The 23190-nt window shown below is 73.1% G+C and carries 22 protein-coding genes; 10 read left to right on the top strand and 12 right to left on the bottom strand.

All coding sequences use genetic code 11. The features are described 5' to 3' along the window. Positions 1-15: 15 nt before the first annotated feature. The 3 genes from CFP65_RS18030 to CFP65_RS18020 form a co-directional block, all read right to left on the bottom strand. A complete protein-coding gene (locus CFP65_RS18030) occupies positions 16-540 on the bottom strand; it encodes a hypothetical protein (protein ID WP_104817067.1) in 525 nt (174 codons plus the stop codon). A gap of 119 nt (positions 541-659) precedes the next feature. Next, positions 660-1832, bottom strand: a complete 1173-nt coding sequence (locus tag CFP65_RS18025; protein WP_104817066.1) for a hypothetical protein — start codon at positions 1830-1832, stop codon at positions 660-662. A 138-nt stretch (positions 1833-1970) separates the two neighbouring features. Next, positions 1971-2741, bottom strand: a complete 771-nt coding sequence (locus tag CFP65_RS18020; protein ID WP_104817065.1) for a rhomboid family intramembrane serine protease — start codon at positions 2739-2741, stop codon at positions 1971-1973. A gap of 274 nt (positions 2742-3015) precedes the next feature. On the opposite strand from CFP65_RS18020, the gene pyrB reads away from it, so the two are divergent. Next, the gene (gene pyrB, locus CFP65_RS18015) at positions 3016-4062 is read left to right on the top strand and encodes an aspartate carbamoyltransferase (RefSeq protein ID WP_104817064.1); all 1047 of its coding nucleotides are present in this window, start codon (positions 3016-3018) and stop codon (positions 4060-4062) included. Positions 4063-4286: 224 nt separating this feature from the next. Then, the gene (locus CFP65_RS18010) at positions 4287-5105 is read left to right on the top strand and encodes an SDR family NAD(P)-dependent oxidoreductase (RefSeq protein WP_104817063.1); all 819 of its coding nucleotides are present in this window, start codon (positions 4287-4289) and stop codon (positions 5103-5105) included. Between the two features lie 132 nt (positions 5106-5237). On the opposite strand, the gene CFP65_RS18005 is transcribed toward CFP65_RS18010, so the two are convergent. Further along, complete coding sequence (locus tag CFP65_RS18005; protein ID WP_104817062.1) at positions 5238-5828, bottom strand: HhH-GPD-type base excision DNA repair protein; 591 nt, start codon at positions 5826-5828, stop codon at positions 5238-5240. A 135-nt stretch (positions 5829-5963) separates the two neighbouring features. Between CFP65_RS18005 and CFP65_RS18000 the strand changes: the two genes are divergently transcribed. The 4 genes from CFP65_RS18000 (at position 5964) to CFP65_RS17985 (ending at position 10245) form a co-directional block, all read left to right on the top strand. After that, positions 5964-6476, top strand: a complete 513-nt coding sequence (locus CFP65_RS18000; protein WP_104820963.1) for a DinB family protein — start codon at positions 5964-5966, stop codon at positions 6474-6476. A gap of 144 nt (positions 6477-6620) precedes the next feature. Further along, a complete protein-coding gene (locus CFP65_RS17995; RefSeq protein WP_104817061.1) occupies positions 6621-8264 on the top strand; it encodes an alpha/beta hydrolase in 1644 nt (547 codons plus the stop codon). Positions 8265-8392: 128 nt separating this feature from the next. Further along, positions 8393-9043 (top strand): TetR/AcrR family transcriptional regulator, encoded by a 651-nt coding sequence (locus CFP65_RS17990; RefSeq protein ID WP_104817060.1) that lies wholly within the window; start codon positions 8393-8395, stop codon positions 9041-9043. 311 nt (positions 9044-9354) lie between these two features. Then, positions 9355-10245 (top strand): GNAT family N-acetyltransferase, encoded by an 891-nt coding sequence (locus CFP65_RS17985; protein ID WP_371682431.1) that lies wholly within the window; start codon positions 9355-9357, stop codon positions 10243-10245. A 62-nt stretch (positions 10246-10307) separates the two neighbouring features. On the opposite strand, the gene CFP65_RS17980 is transcribed toward CFP65_RS17985, so the two are convergent. After that, a complete protein-coding gene (locus CFP65_RS17980) occupies positions 10308-11084 on the bottom strand; it encodes a hypothetical protein (RefSeq protein ID WP_104817059.1) in 777 nt (258 codons plus the stop codon). Between the two features lie 161 nt (positions 11085-11245). Further along, entirely contained in the window at positions 11246-12130 is an 885-nt protein-coding gene (locus tag CFP65_RS17975; protein ID WP_104817058.1) for an alpha/beta fold hydrolase, read from the bottom strand. Between the two features lie 128 nt (positions 12131-12258). Between CFP65_RS17975 and CFP65_RS17970 the strand changes: the two genes are divergently transcribed. Continuing rightward, positions 12259-13116 (top strand): helix-turn-helix transcriptional regulator, encoded by an 858-nt coding sequence (locus CFP65_RS17970; protein WP_174805550.1) that lies wholly within the window; start codon positions 12259-12261, stop codon positions 13114-13116. Between the two features lie 51 nt (positions 13117-13167). Here CFP65_RS17970 and CFP65_RS17965 read toward each other — a convergent pair whose 3' ends face one another. The 3 genes from CFP65_RS17965 to CFP65_RS17955 form a co-directional block, all read right to left on the bottom strand. Further along, a complete protein-coding gene (locus CFP65_RS17965) occupies positions 13168-13929 on the bottom strand; it encodes a MerR family transcriptional regulator (protein ID WP_104817056.1) in 762 nt (253 codons plus the stop codon). Between the two features lie 121 nt (positions 13930-14050). Next, positions 14051-14866: an aldolase gene (locus tag CFP65_RS17960; protein WP_104817055.1), complete on the bottom strand. Its 816-nt coding sequence runs from the start codon at positions 14864-14866 to the stop codon at positions 14051-14053. A gap of 106 nt (positions 14867-14972) precedes the next feature. Then, positions 14973-15734, bottom strand: coding sequence for an SDR family oxidoreductase (locus tag CFP65_RS17955; RefSeq protein WP_104817054.1), 762 nt, complete (start codon positions 15732-15734; stop codon positions 14973-14975). A 152-nt stretch (positions 15735-15886) separates the two neighbouring features. On the opposite strand from CFP65_RS17955, the gene CFP65_RS17950 reads away from it, so the two are divergent. Next, the gene (locus CFP65_RS17950) at positions 15887-16723 is read left to right on the top strand and encodes a helix-turn-helix transcriptional regulator (protein WP_104817053.1); all 837 of its coding nucleotides are present in this window, start codon (positions 15887-15889) and stop codon (positions 16721-16723) included. A 67-nt stretch (positions 16724-16790) separates the two neighbouring features. Here the strand turns inward: CFP65_RS17950 and CFP65_RS17945 are convergent, their stop codons facing one another. Together CFP65_RS17945 and CFP65_RS17940 are read right to left on the bottom strand one after the other, a co-directional pair. Then, positions 16791-19124: an FtsX-like permease family protein gene (locus tag CFP65_RS17945; RefSeq protein ID WP_104817052.1), complete on the bottom strand. Its 2334-nt coding sequence runs from the start codon at positions 19122-19124 to the stop codon at positions 16791-16793. Beyond that, positions 19121-19888, bottom strand: a complete 768-nt coding sequence (locus CFP65_RS17940) for an ABC transporter ATP-binding protein (RefSeq protein ID WP_104817051.1) — start codon at positions 19886-19888, stop codon at positions 19121-19123. The genes CFP65_RS17945 and CFP65_RS17940 overlap by 4 nt, the downstream gene beginning before the upstream one ends. 135 nt (positions 19889-20023) lie before the next feature. Here CFP65_RS17940 and CFP65_RS17935 point away from each other — a divergent pair, with 135 nt between their 5' ends. Continuing rightward, positions 20024-21301 carry a sensor histidine kinase gene (locus CFP65_RS17935; protein ID WP_104817050.1) on the top strand — a complete coding sequence of 426 codons (1278 nt, stop codon included), beginning with the start codon at positions 20024-20026 and terminating at the stop codon, positions 21299-21301. Beyond that, positions 21302-21967 carry a response regulator transcription factor gene (locus tag CFP65_RS17930; protein ID WP_104817049.1) on the top strand — a complete coding sequence of 222 codons (666 nt, stop codon included), beginning with the start codon at positions 21302-21304 and terminating at the stop codon, positions 21965-21967. Here CFP65_RS17930 and CFP65_RS17925 read toward each other — a convergent pair. Beyond that, positions 21951-23180 (bottom strand): metallophosphoesterase, encoded by a 1230-nt coding sequence (locus CFP65_RS17925; protein ID WP_254552442.1) that lies wholly within the window; start codon positions 23178-23180, stop codon positions 21951-21953. The two genes, CFP65_RS17930 and CFP65_RS17925, sit on opposite strands and share 17 nt — an antisense overlap. Positions 23181-23190 lie beyond the last annotated feature (10 nt).

Below are 23190 nucleotides of genomic sequence, written 5' to 3'. Positions count from 1 at the left end.
GTCTGCTGTGGTTGCTCAGGCGGCGATGGTGAGCTCGTCGGTGGTGTCGGCCTCGGCGGGCGCGGCGGGCGCGGCGGCTTCGGTGGCCTTGGCGCGCTGGGCGGCCAGGGCGCGGAGGGCGATCTCCTGGGTCCAGGCGAGCAGGCCGACCGTCACCGTGGCCATCACCAGGGCGAAGGCCAGGTGACCGAGCACGGAGGTGACGGCGAAGTCGGCCAGGTGGAGCAGGGCGTGGCTGCCGAGGCGCAGGCCGAGCAGCCCGAAGGCGACCTTGCGGGTCTCCTTGCCGCGCCAGAGGGCCTTGGCCAGCCGGACCCGGCGGCGCAGCATGGTGAGCGAGACGGTGATGTTGACCAGGCCGAGCACCACCAGGGCGGGCCAGGCGTGCGGGAAGGCCTTCAGGATGTCGAAGGCGCCCGCCAGGACGCCCTCGAACCCGAAGAACCAGACCGGCAGCCGGCTCTCCGACGGGTCGACGGTGGTGAGGTCGACCTGCGCGGTCTGCTGCCGGCGCTGCTTCAGGTTCTTCAGGATGTTCATGTCCGCCCCCGTGGTCCGTTGTGGTGATCCTCATCCTGCCGCCCAGGCGGTACCGGGCAGCAGGGTGCAGGGTCACCACTCCGCTATGACGGTTGTCATAGTGCGGGGGTGACGGCAATTCAGCCGGCCTGGCGCAGGGCGGCGCCGATCCGGTCCATGGAGGAGAGCCGCATCAGACCGTAGTTGTAGAACTCCACCTCGGGGACGCCGAGTTCGCGCAGGGCGCTGAGCTTGGCGGCGAGGTTCTCCGGGCCGTCGCAGTCCTGGGCCATCGGGCGGAGGATCACCGCCATCTCCTCGGGCCGGATGCCGTGCAGAGCGAAGGCGGCGATCTTCTCCCGGACGGCCTCGGGGGTCTTGGCGTAGCCGAGGGTCTCGATCTGGTGGGCCGCCTTGCCGAGGGCGGGCAGGTCGATGCCGGAGAGCCAGCCCTTGCCCGGGCCGCCGCCGTCCATGAAGCTCAGCCGCAGACCGGCCTGGCCGGCCGCCTCGGCCACCTCGGCGGTCAGCGTGGTGACGGTGTGGGCGGCGGCGTCGATGTACGCGGCCACCGTGCCGTCCGCGAGCTCGTCCAGGGGCGCCGGCTCCACCGCCCGGTGCTCGTCCGCCAACCGGGCCCGGAGCTCGGCCCGGACGGCCTGGCGGACCTCCTCGGCCGGTACGCCGAGCGCCGTCGCGGCGGCCAGGCAGTGCGGGCAGAAGCAGAGCCCGAGCAGCGCCTCGGTGACCGGCCCGAGCTGCTCGAAGTAGCGCTCGTGGTGGTAGCCGTGCCGCAGGCCGTGGAAGTGCAGCGACTCGGCCCGGATCGCGTCCACCCCGTACCGGGCCAGCTCGGCCACCAGCGTGGTCGCGTACTCGCGGACCTCGGGGTTGGCCGGGCAGAGCTCGGTGAGGTGGCGGTCGCCGAAGGCGTTGGCCGGGGCGCAGTCCGGGTGCTCGAAGCCGAGCCGGTCGTTGTGGCAGAAGACCGTCCAGGCGTGCAGCTTGAGGCCGCGGCGCTGCGCCTGCTCCGCCGCGATCGCGAACGGGTCGGCGTCGCCGATCGCCGTGCTCGGCCGGGGCGCGAGCCGGCGGCCCCGCCAGCGGGCCGCGTCCGGCTGGAAGTAGGCCGCGCCGGGCTCCAGGTAGCGGACCACCCGGTGCGGGTTGTGCGGAAACACGTCCCGGGCCTCGTGGTAGACCGAGGCCAGCGTGACGCCGCCCACCCCGGCCCGGTCGGTGAGGTTGCCGAAGAAGGTGTCGGGCCCCTCGTCGAGCAGGTCGGTCGCGAAGGCGAGGACGGAGGACTCCACGGGGCGGCTCCGGAGCAGGTGGTGCGGGTGACGGGGTGGGCACCACGCTAGCCGGGCCGCCGGGGATTGGTCTATACCTGACGGGTGGACTGCCCGTTCGGGCTAGCGCGTGCCCACCGGGTCGGTGGGTCTTCCGGGTCAGAGCCCGAGATCGTCGAGTTCCTTGAGCAGCGCGGCGCGGTCGCCGTCGGCGGTCTTGGGGCCCTTGGACTGGTTCGGGGTGGTGGGCTGGGGGTCCGGCTCGCTTCGGGCGTCCTGCTCGCCCTGCTTCCTCCGGTCGCTCCGGTTGCTTCGGTTTCTCCGGTCGCTTCGGTCGCGGAAGACCCAGGCGCCGACCAGTCCGCCGGCCAGGCCGCCCAGGTGGCCGAGCCAGCTGACCTCGGGGGTGCCGGGGACGGCCGTGGTGAGGATGTAGGCGAAAGAGGCGCCCATCACCAGGCCGATCAGGGAGTCGATCAGATTCCGGTCGAAAAGGCCGCGAAGTACCACATAACCGAAGTATCCGTAGATCACCCCGCTCGCCCCGACGGTGACCACGTCGTCCCGCTCGAAGAGCCAGACCGCCGCGCCACTGGTGAGCGCCACCAGCAACGTCAGCCCCAGGAAACGCTTCACGCCCCGGTGGGCCGCCAGAAAGCCGAAGACGAAGAGCGGCCCGGAATTGCCCTCCAGGTGCTGCCAGTTGAGGTGCAGGAACGGCGCGGCGAACACGTCCACCAGCCGGCCGGGCTGGTGCGCCACGATGCCGTACTGCCGGGTGAGGTCGTAGTCGTCGGCCCAGTTGGCCACCTGGACGGCCCAGACCGCGCAGAGCAGGGCGAACATCACGAAGAAGGCCCGCCGCGCCTCGGCGATCATCTTCGCCGGCAGCTCGTCCGGACCGGTCGAGGAGGATTCCCGCATCACCATGGCATCGACTCTACGGGCGTCCACCTGCGGGCGGGAGGGAATTGGCGGCACGAATTCGTGCGAAACGGCAGCCGAATGCCCACACCCGTATCGCCGCCGTATCCCTCTGGCATCCCTGCCGTATCACCGCCGTATCCCCGCGGTATCGCCCGTCCGGGCTCTGGGGCGGCATTTCGCAAAACGTTCGCGAAGCCGTTGCCCCAGTACACTGGCGGCGCGTGGCCAGCCGCGCCGAGTCGGACAACTGCGTACTACAGAGGAAGTCAGAGCCGCCATGTCACTGACCGGAAAGCACATTCTCTCCAGCGACCTCTTCGACCGGGACGAACTGGAGCGGCTCTTCGAACTGGCGGACCTGTTGGTGCCCGTGGCCCGGGGCGAGCAGGTGACGCGGGTGCTGGAGGGCGCCGTGCTGGCCAGCCTCTTCTTCGAGGCGAGCACCCGTACCCGGCTCAGCTGCGAGTCGGCCTTCCTGCGGCTCGGCGGCGCCGTGACCAGCACCACCGGCACCGGCGTGACCTCGATCTCCAAGGGCGAGTCGCTGGCCGACACCGCCCGGGTGGTCGGCGGTTACTGCGACCTGGTGGTGATGCGCCACCCGGAGGTCGACTCGATCCACGAGTTCGCCGCCGCGACCAACATCCCGGTGGTCAACGCGGGCAATGGTGCCGGGGAGCACCCCACCCAGGCCCTGCTCGACACCTTCACCCTGCACCGCGAGTTCGACCGGCTCGGCAAGACCATGGACGGCCGCCGGATCGCCCTGGTCGGCGACCTACTGCACGGCCGCACCGTGCACTCCCTGATGAAGCTGCTCACCCGGTACGAGAACATGACCATCGTCTGCGTCTCGCCCGAGGAACTCGGCATGCCCGCCGAGCTGTTGGAGCTGGCCGCCGCCCGCGGCCACCAGGTCGAGGTGAGCGACAAGCCCGCGCTGGCCCTGCGCGAGGCGGACGTGGTGTACGCGACCCGGCTCCAGACCGAGCGGTTCGCCGACAAGCCGCTGCCGTACAGCGACGAGTTCCGGATCGACCGCGCGCTGGTCGAGCGGGTCTGCCGCGAGGACGCGGTGATCCTGCACCCGCTCCCGCGCGACAGCCGTCCGGGCTCCAACGACCTGGCCACGGACCTGAATTCGGACCACCGCCTGGCCATCTTCCGCCAGACCGACAACGGCATCCCGGCCCGGATGGCGCTCTTCGCCTCCGTCCTGGGCGTGGCCGACGAGATCCGCGGCTCGCTGCGCCAGGCCAACTGGTACCGCCCGGCCTTCACCGGCCCGGAGGACGCGCCGTTCTACCGCAACAACACCATCTGACCGAGGTTGCCGGCTGGGCTCCCTGGCTGGGCCCCTGGTCGGGGCCCGCTGCCGGTGTTCGCTGACCGGTGTGTCCGCTGACCGGTGTTCGCTGACCGTTGGCTCAGGGCGACGCGCCCTGAGGCACCGGTTCCGCTTTCCTCCGTCGGATCGTGGTGTGGCCTGGCTACACTGACGGGCGATCCGGCGCGGGGGGCGCGTCGCGAGCCCTGGGGGAACGGCACATGGCGGAGCATCAGTTGACGACACATCATGCGGATGTGGCGGGTCAGGGCGGTGGTGTCGGGCGGCTCGCGGTGGTCTCCGGCGGCGGTTCGGGCATCGGCAAGGCGATCGCCACCGAACTCGCCCGTGGGGGCTGCCGGGTGGTGATCCTCGGCCGTAGGGCGGAGGCGCTGGAGCTGGCCCGCAAGGAGATCGGCGCGGCGGTCGGCGAAGGCCGGGTGATCCCCTTGGTCGTCGACCTCACCGACCCCGAGGCGACCGCGCGGGCGGCCTCGGCCATCGCCGCGTACGGCCCGGTGGACGTGCTGGTCAACAACGCGGGTGCCCGCGTCACCGCTCCGGTGGACGGCAGTCTGGCCGCCCTGGCCGCCTCCTGGCGAAGCGGCCTGGAGGCCAACCTGCTATCGGCCGTCCTGCTCACCAGTGCCCTGCTTGGCCAACTCCGGCGCCCAGGAGCCAGGTTGATCGTGGTCAGCTCGACCGCCGCCCAGCGCGGCGGGGCGGGCCCGCACTCGGCCGGGGCCTACGCGGCGGCCAAGGCCGCCCTGCACGGCTGGGCCTTCGGCCTGGCTCGCGAACTCGGCCCTGACGGCATCACCGTCAACCTGGTCGCCCCCGGCTACATCGCGGAGACCGAGATCTTCGGCGAGGGCTGGACGGAGGAGTTCCATGCCGCCAAGGTCGCCGAAACCCTGGTCGGCCGGGCCGGTGTCCCCGCCGACGTCGCCGGTGTGATCGGCTACCTGGCCTCGCCTGGCGCGGGTTACCTCACCGGGCAGGTGATCGGGGTCAACGGTGGCGTGGTGCTGGGTCGTTAGGCCCGGCTACGGGCTGGCCGCTTGTCTGCGGTGTGCGGTGTGCGGCGGGCTAGGGCTGGGCGGGGCTGGACTGGGCTGCTTGGGGTGCGGTCTCGGCCAGCCCGCCAGCCCGGGTGCCTACCCGCCCCCGCCCTACCCCTCCGCTGCCTTCTTCTTCGCCGCCTGCTTGGCCTCCTGCTTGAAGCTGCGGACCTCGGCGAGGGATTCGGGGCCGGTGATGTCGGCTACCGAGCGGAAGCAGCCCTGTTCACCGTAGAGCCCGGCGGCCTCGCGCCAGCCGGGCGGTCGGACTCCGTACTGCTTGCCGAGCAGGGCGATGAAGATCTGTGCCTTCTGCTTCCCGTACCCGGGGAGTGAGCTGAGGCGGGCCAGGAGTTCGGCGCCGGTGGCGGCACCCGCCCAGACGGCCGCCGCGTCGCCCTCGTACTCGTCCACCAGCGCCTGGCAGAGCTGCTGCACCCGCTTGGCCATCGAGCCCGGGTAGCGGTGCACGGCCGGCTTGGCGGAGAGGAGCGCGGCGAACGCCTCGGGGTCGTACGCCGCGATCTCGTGCGCGTCCAGGTCCTCCCGGCCGAGGCGCTGGGCGATCACGTACGGGCCGGTGAACGCCTTTTCCATCGGCACCTGCTGGTCGAGCAGCATGCCGACGAGGGCCGCGAGCGGACTGCGGCCGAGCAGGGCGTCCGCCTCGGGCTGCTGGGCGAGCCGAATGGTGTGCTCCATACCGCCCATCTTCCCCGAACGGCCGTGCTCGGCCGACGGCGGCGCGCCGTGCCCAGCCGATGGTGGCGTCCCTGGGTGGGCGACGGCGGCGCGCCGAGCTCAGTGCCCGCGCCGGGCTGTGGTTGGGTGCAGGCCATGACGACGACACCTCAACTGCCGGACGCTGCGGAGCGGGCCGAGCTGATCGAGACGTTGGACAAGCACCGGGGCCTGCTCCGGCGCACCTGCCGGGACCTCACCGACGAGCAGGCCGCAGAGCGGACCACCGTGAGCGCGCTCTGCCTGGGTGGGCTGATCAAGCACGTGACGCTGGTCGAGGCTCGCTGGCGGAGCTTCGTGGTCGGTGGGGCCGAGGCCATGGAGGCCCAACCCGTCGACTGGGAGGGACAGTTCCGGATGGCCGAGGGGGATACCTTGGCCGGCCTGCTCGCTGCCTACGAACAAGTGGCTGCGGAGACAGACGAGTTGATCGCCACGCTGCCCGAGCTCGGCCTGCCGCAGCCGCTTCCGGTGAAGCCCTGGTTCCCGCCCGGTACGGCCTGGTCGGCCCGGCGGGTGATCCTCCATCTGATCGCGGAGACCTCGCAGCACGCAGGCCACGCCGACATCATCCGCGAATCCCTCGACGGGGCGAAGAGCATGGGCTGACTCCGCCCGGCCGGAAGCTTGAACCTCCCCCAAGGGGAGCTCCTAGCGTGCAGGTGTGCGGGCGGACGGGGGTCGCCCGCACCGAACGCAGAACCGGCCATGGGTACGGGCGAGGACCCGTGCGGCTACGCGGAGGAGACAGTCATGACGGGGTACGTGCTGGTGCCGGGCCACTTCACCGGTGCGTGGGTGTGGCAGGAGGTGGCCGAACGGCTGCGGGCGGCGGGTGCGGCGGCGTACCCGGTGACGCTCAGCGGGATGGGGGAGCAGCGGCCTGCTCCGGCCCAGGGCTCGGCCCTGGACCTGGACCCGGCCTCGGTCTCGGTCTCGGTCTCGGTCTCGGTCTCGGGGGAAGTGGGTCTGGAGACCCACATCGCTGAGCTGGTCGGGTTGATCGACCGGGCTCCGGAGTCCGAACTGGTGCTGGTGGCCCATGACTACGCGATCCATCCGGTGCTCGGGGCGGCCGACCGTCGGCCGGGGCGGGTCCGTCGGGTGGTGCACCTGGATGCGGGGATGCCGAAGGACGGCGACCGGGCGTCGGCGCTGCTGCCCGATGCCGGGCTGCGGGCACTGGTGGAGCAGCCCGACTCCCCGGACCGGCCCGGCTCTGGTGCGGGGGTGGGGGTGGGGGTCGAGGGTGGTGCGGCTGTACTGCCGGCGCCCGGGACGGTGGCGGAGTGGGGTGGGCTGGGGGCGACCGAGGGGCTGAGCGCGGCCCAGGTGGGTGAGTTGGTGCGGCGGGCGGCTCCGCAGCCGCTGGCCACGCTCACCGAACCGCTCCGGCTGACCGGTGCGGGGGCGCAGGTGCCGACCACCGGGGTGTTCTGTACGGCCAACGGCATCACCATTGCCATGGTCGAGGCGATGGTCCGGATGGGGCACCCGGACTTCGTCCGGCTGGTCGACCACCAGGTCACCTTCTTCGAACTGCCCACCGGGCACTGGCCGATGCTCTCTGCTCCCGCTGAGCTGGCTGCGGCCCTGCTTGCCGCCGGGGCGGGGGAGGGGCACCGGATCTCCGCTGCCCCGGCCGACCAACTGCCGCCCCATCTGCGCCCGTTCGCGTTCCCGGTGCCGGAGGTGCGGCGCGAACGGCTCGCCCATCCGGAGGTCCGGCTCGACCTCCACTTGCCCGAGCGGCTCCCGGCGGCAGGCGAACCGCCGCTGCCGGCAGTCCTTTACGTCCACGGCGGACCGGTGCCGGCCGGGGTCGAACCCACCCCACGCGACTGGCCGGACTTCGTCGGCCAGGCCCGGTACCTGGCGAGCCTCGGCGTGATCGGCGCGGTGGTGGACCACGGGCTGCACGGCCTCACCGACTACCCGCAGGCGGCGGAGGACGTGGCGGCGGCTGTCGAACTCCTCCGGGCCGACCCACGGGTGGACAGTGAGCGGATCGCGCTCTGGTTCTTCTCCGGCGGCAGCCTGCTCTCGGCGCGGTGGCTCGCCGAACCGCCCTCCTGGCTGCGGGTGGTCGCCCTGACCTACCCGGTGCTCGCGCCACTGCCGAGCTGGGGCATGGTGGACCGCCGGTACCGTCCGGTGGAGGCCCTGCCGGGGGCGGGCGAACTGCCGATCGTGCTGACCACGGTCGAGCTGGAGCAACCCGAACTGGCCGGGACGGTGGACAAGTTCCGCGCGGCGGCGGCCGAGAACGGAAGCCGGGTGGAGCTGGTCGAGGTGCCGGGGGGACATCACGGCTTCGAGACGCTGGACGGACCGGAACTGGTGCGGTGGGCCGTGGACACGTCGGTGCAGGCGGTGTTGCGGCACCTGCGGGGGTGAACTGTCGTGCACCGGCGCATTGCTGGGAAAGCCCCGCGCCCCGGCAGTGCAACGCGCACTGGTGACTCGGTGTCGCGGCCGGGCGTGGTGGCCTCGGGTGAAACTTGCCACGAGCCTAAGATTGCCCCATGGGTAACGAGATCTTGGGCCTCCGTGAATCGAAGAAGCTGGAGACCAGGCGTCTGATCGCGGAGCAGGCGGTCAGGCTCTTCGTCGAGCAGGGTTTCGAGCAGACGACGATCGCCGAGGTTGCCGAGGCCGCGCGGGTCGCCAAGAAGACGGTGACCAACTACTTCCCGCGCAAGGAGGACCTGGCGCTCGACCGCCACGAGGCGTTCGTCCAGAGCCTGGCCCACGCGGTGCTCGCCAGGGAGGAGGGCGAGTCGATGGCCTCGGCGCTCCGCCGTCAGTTCACCACGGCGCTGGAGGCCCGGGATCCGGTGGCCGGGTTCTCCGGTGCGCCGTTCGCCCGGATGGTGACGGACAGCCCGACCCTCACGGCGGGCTTCCGCGACCTGCACGACCTCCGGGAGGCGGCCCTCGCTGCCGCGCTGGCCGACGACACCGCCGCGCCCAATGGCCACCCCGGCTTCGCCGACCGGACGGCCGCTGCGCTCGGTGCCGCCGTGGCCCGGCTGCTCTTCGACCGGGTCCAGGAGCTCACCTTGGCCGGCCGGAGCGACGACCGGATCGCGGAGACGGTCGCGCCGGAGGCTGCCCGGGCCTTCGACCTGCTGGCCGCCGCGCTCGGCAGCTACCCGGAGCCAGCTCGGCGCTGACACTTGCGCTGAAGGCAACCTTGCGTCGAGTGTAAGTTTGCCCCGACCGTAAGATCGCATGGGGCGCAAGGTTGCTGGCTTTGCAGGGTTGCCCACGGCGCAAGGTTCCTCGCGCGCAAAGTTGCCCGCAGGGCAGGGCTGCCCACGGCGTAAAGCTGCCCGCAGTGCAAGGTTGTGCGGGCGGCAAGCTTGCGCCGAGAAGAAACTTGCGCCGGTAGTAAAAATCGGTTGAGGCGCCGAGTTCGCCGGTCGCAAAGTTGCACCCGTCGTAAAGATGCGACCGTGCTTTTTCAGTGCCCAGACTTGGAGCCGTGGTGCCCGCACAAGTCCAGCTCACCGCCCTGATCGACCCCGAGCCCGCCGTCGCCGGCCACCGCCTGGCCTGGCTCGCGGCCGCTCCCGACGGCCACCCCGTCGGCTCCGCGTACCTGCGGGTGTCCACGGCCGAGGACCAGACCCACTTCGGCGAGCTGGAGATCCAGGTCCACCCCGCCGAACGCCGTACCGGGATCGGTACCCAGCTGCTGGCCGCCGCGCTAGAAGCCGCCCGCCAGGACGGGTGGCAGTACCTGCTCGGGCAGGCGACGGGCGGGAGCCCCGGGGCGGGCTTCTTCGAGGCGAGTGGGTTCCGGCGGGCGCTGACCCTGCACTTCGCCAGGCTGGACCTCGCCGGGGTTGACCTCGCAGCCCTGGTGGCGGCGGAGCGGGAGCCGCACCGGGGCTACCGGTTGGTCGACTGGGCGGGCATGGTCCCGGACGCCCTCGCCGACAGTTACCTCGCCTCGCGGCGGGCCACCCATGACATGCCGTTGGGCGAGCTGGCCCCCGACCGGACGTCCTGGGACCTGGCGCGGCTGCGGCGGGTGGTCGGGGTGGTCGCCGACCGGGGCGACCTGTTGCACACGGTGGCCGTGGTCGACGAGTCGGACGGCGCGATCGTCGGTTTCACCGAACTGGTCACGCCGGCCGGGGAGTCGGGTGATGCCCAGCACTACGGCACCGCCGTGCTGCCCGAGCACCGGGGCCGGGGTCTGGCGCGGTGGATGAAGGTGGCGTCGATCCGGCACGCCCGAGAGCGGTACCCCGAGCTGGCGGGTCTGCTGACCGACACCGCCGAGGAGAACCGCGCGATGCGGCGGATCAGTGACGCGCTCGGCTACCGTCCGACGCACCTCGTGCACCACTACCGGCGCGACCTGTAGCGGACCGGGCAGTCCGGGCAGTCCGGGCCGTCTGGGCAGGTCCGGGCCCCGGTGGGGGCGGGTCAGGCGCCGGCGATCAGCTGCTGTTCGAGCATCTGGAGCTGAGCGGCCATGTCGTGGACGAGGTAGAGCTGACGGCTGCGGGTCCAGGCCTGGCCCGACTGGGGGTCGTAGGTGCCGGGCATGCGGTGGCCGGCCGGAGCACCGGCCGTGGGGAGGCCCGCCAGGCGGGTGGTGAGGACGCGGCGCTTCACGTGGTCGCGGAAGCCGATCACGCCCGCCGTGCCGGGGCCGCCCGGGAGGTGCTTGCGCAGGCCGAGCACCTGGGCCGCGACGCCGTAGGTGCTCAGGTAGGTGATGGTGCCGTCGGGGGCGACCACCGGTTCGATCGAGGTGACGTCCTTGAGGCCGTGCTTGGTGGTGAGGAAGTGGGCGATCTCCCACTGCGCGTACACCGGGACCGGTCGGCGGCGGTGGATTCGGGCCACGGTGTCGGCCAGGCTCTCGTTCACCGGCCCCGGTTCGTACCGCACCTTGGCCGGGTCGCCACCGTCCGCCGGAGCCCGGTTGCCGAAGCTGTACCCGAGCAGGAAGTCGACCGACTCGAGGGCCACCGTCGGCGGGGCCCAGTCCAGGCAGACGTCCATGATCCGGGGGACCTCGACGGCGGCGGTGGCGCGGTCGTCGAGTTCGGCTGCCAGGGTGTCGAGCAACTGGCGGCGGAGCTTCGACCGGTCGGTCGAGGAGGTTCCAGCGGTCGAGGCGGCTTCGGCGGGGGTGGCGAAGGCGGCGATGGCGGTTGCGGCGGCGGCCGAGATGGCGAAGGTACGGCGGTCCATGACGGTGGGTCGTCCCTGGGGTTCGGGGGCGGTGGGGTCCCGGCCCATCCGATCTCGGGAGCGCGGCCGAGGGGGAACGGTTCGTCGACGGAGGGGTGAACTTCCGGCGCAGGCACGGTCGGTGGCCACCGCGGTCTCGGCGGCCACCGCGGTCTCGGCGGTCAGGGAGCGTCGACGAAGTCCTCGACCAGGGCGCGGAACTCCTCGGGGCGCTCGAAGAAGAGGACGTGGCCGGCGGGCAGTTCGGCGTAGGAGCTGCCGGGGATCGCCGCGTGCAGGGCGCGGGTCTGCTCGACCGGGACGGTGGCGTCCTCGGTGCCGCCGATCACCAGGGTCGGGGCCTGGACGAGCGGGAGCAGCGCGCGGATGTCGATCCGGGTGTCGAGGTCGACGTGGCGCAGCGTGCCGGGAGTGGGCGGCAGGTTGGGGATCAGCTGCTCGACCTGGTCGCGGCCGATGGTGTTGAGGAACCCCCGGCTGAAGCCGGTCATGCTGACGCTCCGTCCGAAGGCCTCGGCGTCGAGCGGGCCCAGGGTGCGCCAGAGAGTGAACAGGTTGCGCAGGTACTCGTCGCCCTCGGTGTGGGCCCAGCCGGCCACCAGGATCAGCCGTCGCACCAAGTCCGGCCGGAGTGCGGCCACCGCCGCGACGACCGGGGCGCCCATCGAGAAACCGAGCAGGTCGACCGGGCCGCGGCCGGCCGCCGGTCCGTGTTCGAGGTCCTCGATCACCGCCGTGACCTGAGCGGCGAGCCCCTCGACCGTGAGCGGGGCGCCGTCGTCGGTGGTGCGGTCGGTGCCGGAGAGGTCGGGAGTGACGACCGCCCGGTGTTCGGCGAAGCGGGGGGCCAGCTGGCCCCAGGTCAGGGCGGCGCCGGCCGATCCGGTGCCGTGCACCAGGACCAGGGTGGGCGCGGGGGAGCCTTCGGCTGCGGGGAGGGTGAGGTCGTAGGTGACCCGGGCGGTGTGGGTGGAGACGGTGTGGGTGGAGACGGTGTGGGCGGCGGTGGCGGGGGTGGTGGCGGCGGGAGTGGCGAGGGTGGTCATGGTGGGCTCCGGTCGGTTCGGGGCGGGCTTCGGTGGTGATCAGCCTGCCGTCGGGCCGGAGGGGGTGGGAGAGACCCGCTCAGCCTGGGATCGGGAGTCCCTGGATACCGCGCGGCGGCTTCGGCAGGATGATCCACATGACGATCGACCGCGCCGTACTGGCCGACTTCCTGCGCTGCTCCCGGGAGCGGGTCCGTCCCGAGGAGGTCGGGCTGCCCGCCGGCGCGCGGCGGCGGACGCCGGGGCTGCGGCGCGAGGAGGTCGCCCAGCTCACCGGGATGTCGGTGGACTACTACACCCGCCTGGAGCAGGCCCGCGGCCCCAAGCCCTCGCCCCAGCTGCTCGCCGCGCTGGCCCGGGCGCTGCGGCTGAGCACCGACGGCCGGGACCACCTCTACCTGTTGGCCGGCCACCAGCCGCCCGCCGGACGGGCCTCGGGCGATCACGTGAGCCCCGCCCTGCTGCACCTGCTGGACCAGCTGCCGACCACGCCGGCCCAGGTGCTCAGCGACCTCGGTGACGTGCTGGCCCAGAACGAGATCGCGCGGGCGCTGCTCGGCGGGGTCTGCACCGTCTCGGAGCACGGCCGGAACGTGGTCTGGCGCTGGTTCGCCGACCCCGCCGTGCGGGCCGCCTACCCGGCAGCCGAGCACGAGCACTACAGCCGGCTGCACGTGGCGGACCTGCGGGCCGCCACCGGGCGCCGCGCCGGGGACCCCGCCGCCGCCCGGCTGGTCGCCCGACTGCTGGACGCGAGCGAGGAGTTCGCGGCGCTCTGGGAGTTGCACGAGGTCGCCGTCCGGCGGCACACCCGGATGCGGGTGCTGCACGAGGTGATCGGCCCGGTCGACCTGGACTGCCAGGTGCTGCTCGCCCCCGAGGGCGACCAGCGACTGGTCCTCTACACCCCGCCCCCGGGCGGCGACGCGGCCGGACGGCTGGCTCTGCTGGATGTGGTGGGCACCCAGGTGTTCGGCGCCCGGTAGGTAGGGCGGTACCGACGGTCGAGCCGGCCCCGACCCCTGTGCGGGGCCGGCTCAGCTCAGGTGGGCCTCGGCGTAGACGGCCATCGCGTCCCGCTGGTACTCGGCCAGGCCCTCGGCGATCTTGTCGTAGTTGGCCCGGAACCTCGGGTCGTCCACGTAGGTCTGGCCGAGGCCTCGGTAGGCGCAGGCGTTCGGGGTCCAGAACCGGCAGATGCCCTGGTAGTGCGTCTCGATCTCGGCCTGCACCACCGGGTCGGCGACCGGCACCCCGGCCACCATGTGCTCCGCCAGGCGGATCATCTGCGCGGTCACCTCGCGCTGCCACTGCTCCATCTCCGCCGGGGTCATGCCCTGGACGGCGCGCCGGGACTGCTCCCACTGCTTCGGCCAGCGCTCCCGGGCCTCCTCGTCCACCGTCGAGGAGTCGAAGCCCTCGAACAGGTTCTCCGGCCGGTTGATGCTCACTGTCTCGTCCCTTCCTTCCGCTGCTTCGAGCTCGGCGATGGTGCGGCCGACCGTGCGGACCAGCGTGCTCAGCCGGTCCCGTTCGCCGAGCAGCCGCTGGTGGTGCTCGCGGAGCACCGCCACCCGGTCCACCTGGCTGTCCAGCACGGCTTGGATCTCGCGCAGCCCCAGGCCCAGTTCGCGCATCAGCAGGATCTGCTGCAGCCGCAGCAGGTCCGCCTCCTCGTAGTACCGGTGCCCGTTGGCCGCGATCCCGGCGGGTGGCAGCAGCCCGATCTCGTCGTAGTGCCGCAAGGTGCGCGAGGTGACCCCGGACATCCGGGCCACCTCCGCGATCGCCCAGCTCATCGCCGGCCTCCCGTCGCCGGGCCGGTCCCTCCGGCCCGACTACGACGGTAGGAGTTGACGTAGCGGAAAGCGCAAGCCGAGCCGACCGGTGAGTCGGTGATCCGGGCCGGACGGGGGTCGGTCACCGTCCGTGGCCGTCCGCGGCCGTCGCTGCGGAGAGTGCGTCGCCATGGCCGGCCCGCAGCGCGCGGCGGGCGTAGTAGGCGAAGGTGGCCCGGCTGCGGGTCGGGGTGGAGGTCCAGTCGTGCGCCTCGCGGGCGAGCGGGGCGGGGATCGGACGGATCGGTCCGGCGGCGGAGGCCAGCAGTTGGAGTTCGGCGGCCCGTTCGACCAGCACGGCCAGCACGCAGGACTCCTCGACGCTCGCGGTGGCCACCAACTGACCGTGGTGGGCGAGCAGGAGGGCCCGCTTGTCGCCGAGCGCGGCCGCGATGAGCTCGCCCTCCTCGTTGCCGACCGGGATGCCCGGCCACTGCGGCAGGAAGGCGCAGTCCTCGTACAGCGGGCAGAGGTCCATGTGCGAGACGACCAGCGGCGTCTCCAGCATCGACAGCGCCGAGACGTGCCGGGGGTGGGTGTGGATGAGGCAGTTCACGTCCGGCCGCGCCCGGTACACCCAACTGTGGAAGCGGTTGGCCGGGTTGGCCATCCCCTCGCCCTCCAGGACGTTGAGGTCCTCGTCCACCAGCAGCAGGTTGTCCTCGGTGATCTCGTCGAAGCCGAGGCCGAGCTGCTGGGTGTAGTAGGTGCCGGGCCGCTCCGCCCGGGCGGTGATCTGGCCGGCCAGGCCGGAGTCGTGGCCCGCGTCGAAGAGGATCCGGCAGGTGAGCGCGAGCTGCTGGCGGAGGGTGAAGCCGTGGTCCGGCAGTGCGGTCCGCATCCTGCGGTGGGCCTGGTCGACCAGCTCCGCCTTGCCGGTGGTCAGGGTCTCGGCCATCGCCGGGTCACTCCTTCTGTTCGGGAACGTGCGGGAACGCGGGACACGGTGATCAAGATAGCCCGCAGGCTCGAGTCCGCAGGCCTGCGCGCTCAGGCCGGCGCTCTCAGGCCTGGCGGGTCGGCAGGACGACCACCTGGCTGAGGTTGAGGTGGGCCGGGCGGCTGGTCACGAAGCCGATCAGGTCGGCGATCTCCTCGGCGCTCAGCGCGCCGATCGCCTCGTGCATGCCTTGAAGCTGCTCCGCCAGTGCGGGGTTGTCCAGGTGGTCGCCCAACTCCGTTGCGGTCAGACCGGGTTCGATGTTGGTCACCCGGACGTCGCGCGGGCCGAGCTCGGTGCGCAGCCCCGCCGAGAGCTGGGTGAGCGCGGCCTTGGTCGCCCCGTACACCGCGTAGTTGGGGAACGCCACGTGGGCGCCGATCGAGGAGACGTTGACCAGGTCGGCGGTGCGGCCCTCGGCGGCGGCACCGAGCAGGTCGGCGGTGAAGGCGCGGGCGATCCGCAGCGCGCCGGTGAGGTTGGTGTCCACCATCCGCGTCCACTCGTCGATCCGGCCGGCCGCCACCGGATTCGGCAGCATCACCCCGGCGTTGTTCACCACCAGGTCGACCAGTCCGTACGCCTGGTGGACCGCCATGGTTGCCGCGTTCACCGAGGCCTGGTCGGTGACGTCCACCGGGACGGCCAGGGCCTGGCCGCCGTCCGCGCTGATCTTCGCGGCCAACTCGGCCAGCCGGTCGGCCCGTCGGGCCAGCAGGGCGACCCGGGCGCCCTGCGCGGCGAACAGCCGGGCGGTGGCCGCACCCATGCCGCTGGCGGCTCCGGTGACCACGGCGGTACGGCCGGCGAGGGTGGCGTAGCTCATCTCTGCTTCTCCTGCGGTGAGTCGGGGCCGGCGGCCGGTGCGGCCGGTGGCGGGTCAACTCTGCGTGGGGCCGGAGCGGACACCCAGGGCTGCGCCGTTCCTGGGTCTGCCAGTACCAGGATCCGCGCCGGGACCGGCCGTAGGCTCGGAGGGTGGACAACGACCTGAGCGGCTTCCTCCAGACCCGACGCGCCCGGATCCGCCCGGAGGACGTGGGCCTGCCGCCGTACGGGCGCCGCCGGGTGCCGGGGCTGCGCCGCGAGGAGGTGGCCCAACTCGCCGGGGTCAGCGTCGACTACTACATCCGTCTCGAACAGGGCCGGGGCCGGAACGTCTCCGAGTCCGTCCTGACGGCGGTCTGCCGGGTGCTGCAGCTCACCGACACCGAGCAGGAGCACCTGCGCTCGCTCATCCGCCCGGCGGGCAGCGGGGGTTCGGGGGCGGCCCGTCCGGCTGCCGGGCGCACCGGCGGACGCGGTGGGCAGACCGTCCGTCCGGGTCTGCGGCTGCTGCTCGACTCGATGACCGCGGCCCCGGCCTTCGTGCTCGGCCGCCGGATGGACGTGCTCGCCTGGAACCGGCTCGCCGACGCCGTGGCCGGCTTCGCCGCCAAGGCCCCGGCCGAACTCAACCAGGCCCGCCAGGTCTTCCTCGACCCCGCCGCGCCCACCGTCTACCCGGACTGGCCCGCCATCGCCGCCGAGACCGTCGCCCACCTGCGTCTGGACGCGGGTCGCCATCCGGAGGACCCGGCCCTCGCCGCCCTGGTCGGGGAACTCTCGCTGAAGAGCACGGACTTCCGCCGGCTCTGGGCCGACCACCAGGTCAAGGAGAAGACCTACGGCCTGAAGCGGATGGTCCACCCGGCGGTCGGCGAGCTGGAGTTCGGCTACGAGACACTCCAACTGCCGGCTGATCCGGACCAGTTGCTGGTGGCCTACACCGTCACCCCGGGCTCGCCGACGGCGGAGCGGCTCGCCCTGCTCTAGGGATCCGGAAATCCAGGGGCTGGGCCACTCCGCCCGCAGTACGGCCGTGCCCGGCTCACTGCCCGGCTCACTCCGTCCGTAGCACCGCCGCGACCGGTGCGCGGGCCGCGCTGCGGGCCGGGAGGTAGGCGCCCAGGGCGGCAATGGCGGCGCCGCTCAGGGTGAGCAGCAGGAGGAGGGGCCAGTGCCAGACGTGCAGGAGGGAGGCGGGGAGGTCGACTCCGGTGCTGCGGCCGGTGATCGGGATGATCAGGCGGTGGGTCAGCACGCCGAGGGGGACGCCGAGCAGGCCGCCGAGGGCGCCGAGGGCGGTGGTGGAGGTGATCACCATGGCGAGGAGCTGGCGGGGTGTCATGCCGACGGACTTGAGCATGCCGAGGTCGCGGCGGCGTTCGCGGGTGGTGAGCACGGCGGTGTTGAGCACGCCGAGCGCCGAGACGACGATCAGCATCAGGGTGAGCGTGGAGACCACGCTGATGATGACCTTCTGCAGGGTGTCCGCGCCGCCGTTGACCGTGGCGTGCAGGCCGGGGTCGAGGGCGGAGACCTTGGCTGCGTAGGCCACCGGGTCGGTGCCGTTGGCGAGTTGGATCGAGAAGGTCATCGCGCGGTGGCCCGGGCTGAGCCGGACGAACCGGTCCCATTCGACGCTGGTCACGTCCCAGCCCCCGGAGGATTCACCGACGATGGTTTCCTGGGCCGGCTGCCCGGCGGCGTCCACCAGGGTCAGGGTCTGCCCCAGGGCGGCCTGGTGCTGGTGCCAGTACTCGGAGGAGACCGCGATCTCGCCCGGCCCGCTGGGCCAGCGACCCCGGACCAGGTCGGCGTGCAGGTTGGCGGTGTCGCCCTGCTGGATCCCGACCCGGACGGTGCCCGAGGAGCCGGTCGTCCGGGTCTCCAACGGCGCTTCCAGCAGGACGTGCTCGGTACCGGGCAACCGGCGGATCAGTGCGGTCAGTTGGGCGTCGGTGTGCTGGGCGGCGACCGGGTCGAAGCCCGGGTCGGCGACCTGTGCCTGCACCTGGATCGTGTCGGCCTGCTGCTGGGACTGGCCGTACGTGATGACGGAGGCCGAGAGGCCGAGGGCCATGGTCACGGTCGTGACGCCGAGTACCACCGTGGAGAGGGTCAGCGCCGTCCGGCCCGGCCGGGTGAACGGCCAGCCCAGGCCGAGGCTCACCGGACGCGGCAGGGCCGAACCACCCAGCCGGCGTTGGACGGTGAGCGCCCGGCCGGTCTGCTGGGTGCTGCCCGCGCTGATCGCCACGGCGGCCGGGAGGCGGCGGGCCCGCAGGGCGGGGAGCAGGGCCGAGACCGCGACCAGCAGCGGCATCCCGAGCAGCACCACCGGGTAGACCCAGCCGGGCACACCGGCCGAGTCGCGGACCAGGTCGGCGCCGGAGATGCCCCAGAACGCCTGCCGCGCCAGCCGGCCGCCGACGACCCCGCCGAGCGCGGTGCCCAGCACGCAGCCGACGGCCGCCGGAGCGGTGACCATGGCCAGGTAGACGGCGGTCACCTGGTGCGGGGTGAAGCCGAGGGACTTGAGGATGCCGATGTGCCGGAAGCCGGCCACCACGGCGCCGCTGACCACGTTGCCGACGATCAGGACGGAGACCACCAGGCCGAGCAGGCCGAAGACGGTGAGGAAGGGCACGTACGTGCCGGGCCCCTTGGCGAGGTTGGCCTTGAGTGCGAGGTAGGAGGCGGTGCCGGTCAGCGCCCCGGCGGGCCGGCCTTCGGTGGCGGCGCGCAGGCCGCTCTTCAACTCGGCTTCGGAGGAGGCGTGTCGGAAGCGGTAGAGCATCTGGGTGGAGTCCGCGTGCAGGGCCCTGGCCTGGCCAGGGGTGACCCAGCCGCCGGCGGACTGCCCGGCCGAGCTGGTGTAGCCGACCACCTTGAGGTCGATGCCGCCGGGCGCGGTGACGTGTCGCTCGGTGTCGAAGAGGTCGACGCCCAGCCGGCCGGGCACGTCCAGCACGATCTCGCCCGGGCCGCTCGGCCACCGCCCGGCCGAGAGCCGGAGGGTGTCGACCGGGGTGTCCGGCCGGTCGCGGCCGACCACCGTGAGCGAGCCGTTCAGGCCGAGGGGGTGCGCACCGGTCAGGGTGGGCGAGTGCAGGACGGTCTCGGGGTACGGGCCCGCGAAGGCCGTCACCTCGGGCGCCTTGGCGGCGGCGGTCAGCTGGTCCGGGGTGGCCTTGGCGGGGTCGAACTCGGCGACCACGTGCGGCCCGTGGGCGGCGTCGTAAGCCTGGTCGAAGGGCCCCGACATGGCGGCCAGCAGACCCAGGGTGGCCACGGCCATCGCGCTGGAGACCAGGACCACCAGGCCGAGTACGAAGGTCTGCAGCCGCCGTCGCCGCACCGCCGCACCGGCGGCCCGCCGGACGGCGCTCACCGGGTCACCGCCGTGCCGTGGGTGGCAGCGGTACTGCGGTCCCGGGCGATCCGGCCGTCGGCGACCTCGACGACCCGCCGGGCGCACTGCTCGGCGAGCCTCGGGTCGTGGGTGACCAGGAGCAGGGTCTGGCCGAGCCGGTTCAGGTCGGTGAGCAGCCGCATGACCTGCTCGCCGGAGCGGCTGTCCAGCGCGCCGGTCGGCTCGTCGGCCAGCAGCAGGGCGGGCTCGTTCATCAACGCTCTTGCGATGGCGACGCGTTGGCGCTCGCCGCCGGAGAGTGCGGCCGGGTGCACGTCCTTGCGGTCGGCGATCCCGAGCTCGCCCATCAGCTCCAGGGCCCGGGCCCGGGCGGCCTTGGTCCGCCGGCCGGTCAACTGCCCGGCCAGGGCGATGTTGTCCAGGGCCGGCAGGTCGTCGAGCAGGTTGAAGAACTGGAAGACCATGCCGATCCGGTGGCGCCGGAACAGCGCGAGGCCCTTCTCGTTCAGCCCGTCCAGCCGCTGCCCGCCGACCACCACCGACCCGGCGCTCGGCCGGTCGAGCCCGGCCACCAGGTTCAGCAGCGTCGACTTCCCGGAGCCGGAGGGCCCCATCACGGCCACCGATTCGCCCGCGTGGACCTCCAGTGAGACGCCGTCCAGCGCCGCGTGGTCGCCGAAGTCCTTGCGCACGTCGGTGAGTCGGACCACGGGTTCGCCGTGGTGGTCGTGCCGGGTCGGCTCCGAGCTCGGAGCCTGCAGGGGGGTGGGCCGTTTCGTCATGGGGAGTACGGTGCCGCCCGGCTGGGCCCACCGGCATCGGAGCCCGGTCCACAGCCGGGCGGGCACGGATGTCGCCCACGGGTGTAGGACCGTGGGCCGATTCGCCCGGGGGGAGCGGCTGGTTACGATCGCCGCATGTCAGCCACCCCGTCTCCGGCGCCGCTGCGGCGCGTCCCGCCCGCCGGCTGGACGGCGCTCGCCTGGTGCCTCTCCACGCTCTACTCCTTCCTGGTCCAGATCCGTTGGCCCGGTGAGGGGTTGAGGCCCTGGGGGCAGAAGAGCGACCAGATCGCACCGTTCTCCATGATGCCCCGCGAGTGGGCCATGCTGCTGTTCGCGATGGCGCTGGCCGCCGCGGGCTGCGTGCTGCTGGCCCTGGTCAAGGCCGCGCCGGCGACGGTCAGGGCCGCGCCGGCTGCCGAGGCGGTACCGGCTGCCGAGGCGCCACCGGCGAAGGGGGCCGCACTGGGGTCGGTTGCCGCGCTGACGGCCTCCGCGCTGGTGCTCACCAACGGGCCGTTCCACACCACCAGCGTCGCGCCGGAGCAGTACCTGCCGGTCTGCGTGGCGCTCGGCACCGTCGCGGCGGCGGTGCCGCGCCGGGTCTCGCTCGGCGCGGTCGGGGTCAGCCTGCTCGGGCTGTTCGGGTACCTGGGGGTGCGGGTGGCGCTGGGTCTGCGGGTGGGCACCTCGGTGGAGGCGGTGGTGCTGATGATGGTCGCGGTGGCCTGGGTGCTCGGCGACGCGCGGCGCCAGGAGCACCGGCACGCAAGGGAGTTGCGCGATCGGGCGGCGGAGCAGGCGGTGACGGCCGAACGGCTGCGGATCGCCCGGGAGTTGCACGACATGGTGGCGCACAGCATCGGCGTGGTGGCCTTCCAGTCCGGGGCCGCGAAACGGGTGATCGAGACCCAGCCGGAGGCGGCCCGCCGGGCCCTCGGCGCGATCGAGTCGACCAGCCGGGAGACGCTGGCCGGGCTGCGGCGGATGCTCGGTGCCCTGCACGCGGCCGAACCGGCCGCTCCACCGGCCGGGTTGGCGGAGTTGGCGGGGCTGGTGGCGAACGTCGGGGAGGCCGGCGTGCGGGTGGACGTGCAGTGGCACGGCGAGCGGCGGCCGCTGCCGCCGGAGGTGGACCTCGCCGCCTTCCGCCTGATCCAGGAGTCCGTCACCAACGTGGTCAAGCACTCGGCCGCGCGGCAGTGCCGGGTCACGGTGGAGTACGCGGCCGACGGCCTGTCGGTGGTGATCGTCAACAGCGGGGCCGGGCACGGCAAGGGCAGCGGCACCGGTTACGGTGTCGCGGGGATGCGTGACCGGGTGGAGCTGCTGCACGGCGAGTTCGCGGCCGGACCGCGCCCCGAGGGGGGCTACCGGGTGGCCGCCCGGCTGCCGCTACCGACGGAGGTCTGAATGCCGATCCGTGTCGTCCTGGCCGACGACCAGCCGTTGATCCGCGCCGGTCTGGTGATGGTGATCAACGACATCCCGGACATCGAGGTGGTCGGCGAGGCCGCCGACGGCGCCGAAGCCGTCCGGCTGGCACGGGAGTTGGCGCCGGACGTGGTCGTGATGGACCTCCGGATGCCCGGCACGGACGGGATCGAGGCCACCCGGCTGATCACCGCCGAGACCGGGGCGCCGCAGGTGCTCGTGCTGACCACCTTCGACAACGACGAGAACGTGCACAGCGCCCTGCGGGCCGGCGCCGCCGGGTTCCTGGTCAAGGACATGGCCCTGGACGACATCGTCACCGCCGTCAGGGTGGTGGCCGCCGGCGACGCCCTGATCGCGCCCAAGGTCACGCGCCGCCTGATCGAGCAGTTCACCGCCCGCACCGCCACGGCCACCCCGGTGCTGGCCCCGGCCGACGTCCCCGGCATCTCCGACCGCGAACAGGAGGTCCTCACCCTGATCGCCCGTGGCCTCGCCAACGCCGAGATCGCCGAGGCCCTCTTCATCAGCCCCGCCACCGTCAAGGCCCACGTCACCCGCCTGCTCGCCAAGCTCGGGGCCCGCGACCGCGTCCACCTGGTGATCATGGCCTACGACCACGGCCTGGTCACTCCGGAGCGCTGAGGCCGGAACGCAGGGTCAGCAGGGTGATCTCGCTCGGGGCGAAGACCCGGAAGGGCGGGCCCCAGAAGCCGGCGCCTCGGCTGGTGTAGAGCTGGGTGCGCTCGCCGTGGCGGCTCAGGCCGTGGACCACCGGCTGGTCGATCCGGACCAGGAAGTTGAAGGGCCAGATCTGGCCGCCGTGGGTGTGGCCGGAGATCTGCAGGTCGATGCCGGCCGCCGCGGCGTGCGGGACGTACTTGGGCTGGTGGGCGACCAGCAGGACGGGGTGGGCCGGGTCGGCCCCGGCGAGGGCGGCGGTCAGGTCGGTGCGGTGGCCGGCCAGGCCGGAGTGCTCGGCGGTCACGTCGTCAACGCCGGCGAGCACCAGGGCGGCGCCGCCGCGCTCCACCACCAGGTGGCGGTTGTGCAGCGGCTCCCAGCCGAGCTCGGCCATCCGGTCCAGCCAGCCCTGGGCCTCGCTGCCGTACTCGTGGTTGCCGGTCACGTAGACCCGGGCCAGCCGGGCCCGGACGGCGCCGAGCGGGGCGGACTGGGCCCGGCGCTGCGTCGGGGTCCCGTCGGCGATGTCGCCGGCGTGCACCACCACGTCCGGGTCGAGCGCGTTCACCGCCTCGGTGACCCGGGCCGACCAGGCGGCCCGGTCGATCGGCCCGTAGTGGGTGTCGGCCAGCACCACGACCTTCGTCCCGTCCAGGCCGGCGCCGAGCCGGGGCAGGTGCACGTCCACCCGCTTCACCCGCGGCACCCGCATCGCCTCGTGGTGCCCCCACCCCAGCAGCCCGGCCGCGACGGCGGCCACCGCCACCGCCACGATCCGCCCCCGGTCGGCCCCGCCGAGGTCGAGCGCGGTCAGAGCCAGGCCGGCCAGCCCGCCCAGCACGGACCAGGTGAACAGCACCCAGACCACCCCGAGGCTGGTGTCCGCGAACCGGGCCGCCCGGTCGGACCGCCGCCGCCCGTGGCCCGCGATCATCAGGAACGGGAAGGAGACCATCCAGGCGACCAGCACGGCCGTCCCGGCCGCCGTCACCGGCCCCGGCCAGCCGGCCGCCGGGCCGAACAGCGTCCACCAAGGCGGCAGGCAGAGCAGCACCAGCACGAGCACCAGCACGGCCACCCGCCTGAGCACGGGCCCGCGCCGCCGCCCGCGCGCGGGTGCTTCGGCGGCCCGCTCCGTGGCCTGCTCCGGTTCGATCGTCCCGCTGTCCGTCACTGCGCCGCCC

Source organism: Kitasatospora sp. MMS16-BH015 (assembly GCF_002943525.1).
Classification (GTDB): Bacteria; Actinomycetota; Actinomycetes; order Streptomycetales; family Streptomycetaceae; genus Kitasatospora.
This window is presented reverse-complemented; position numbering and strand designations above follow the sequence as displayed.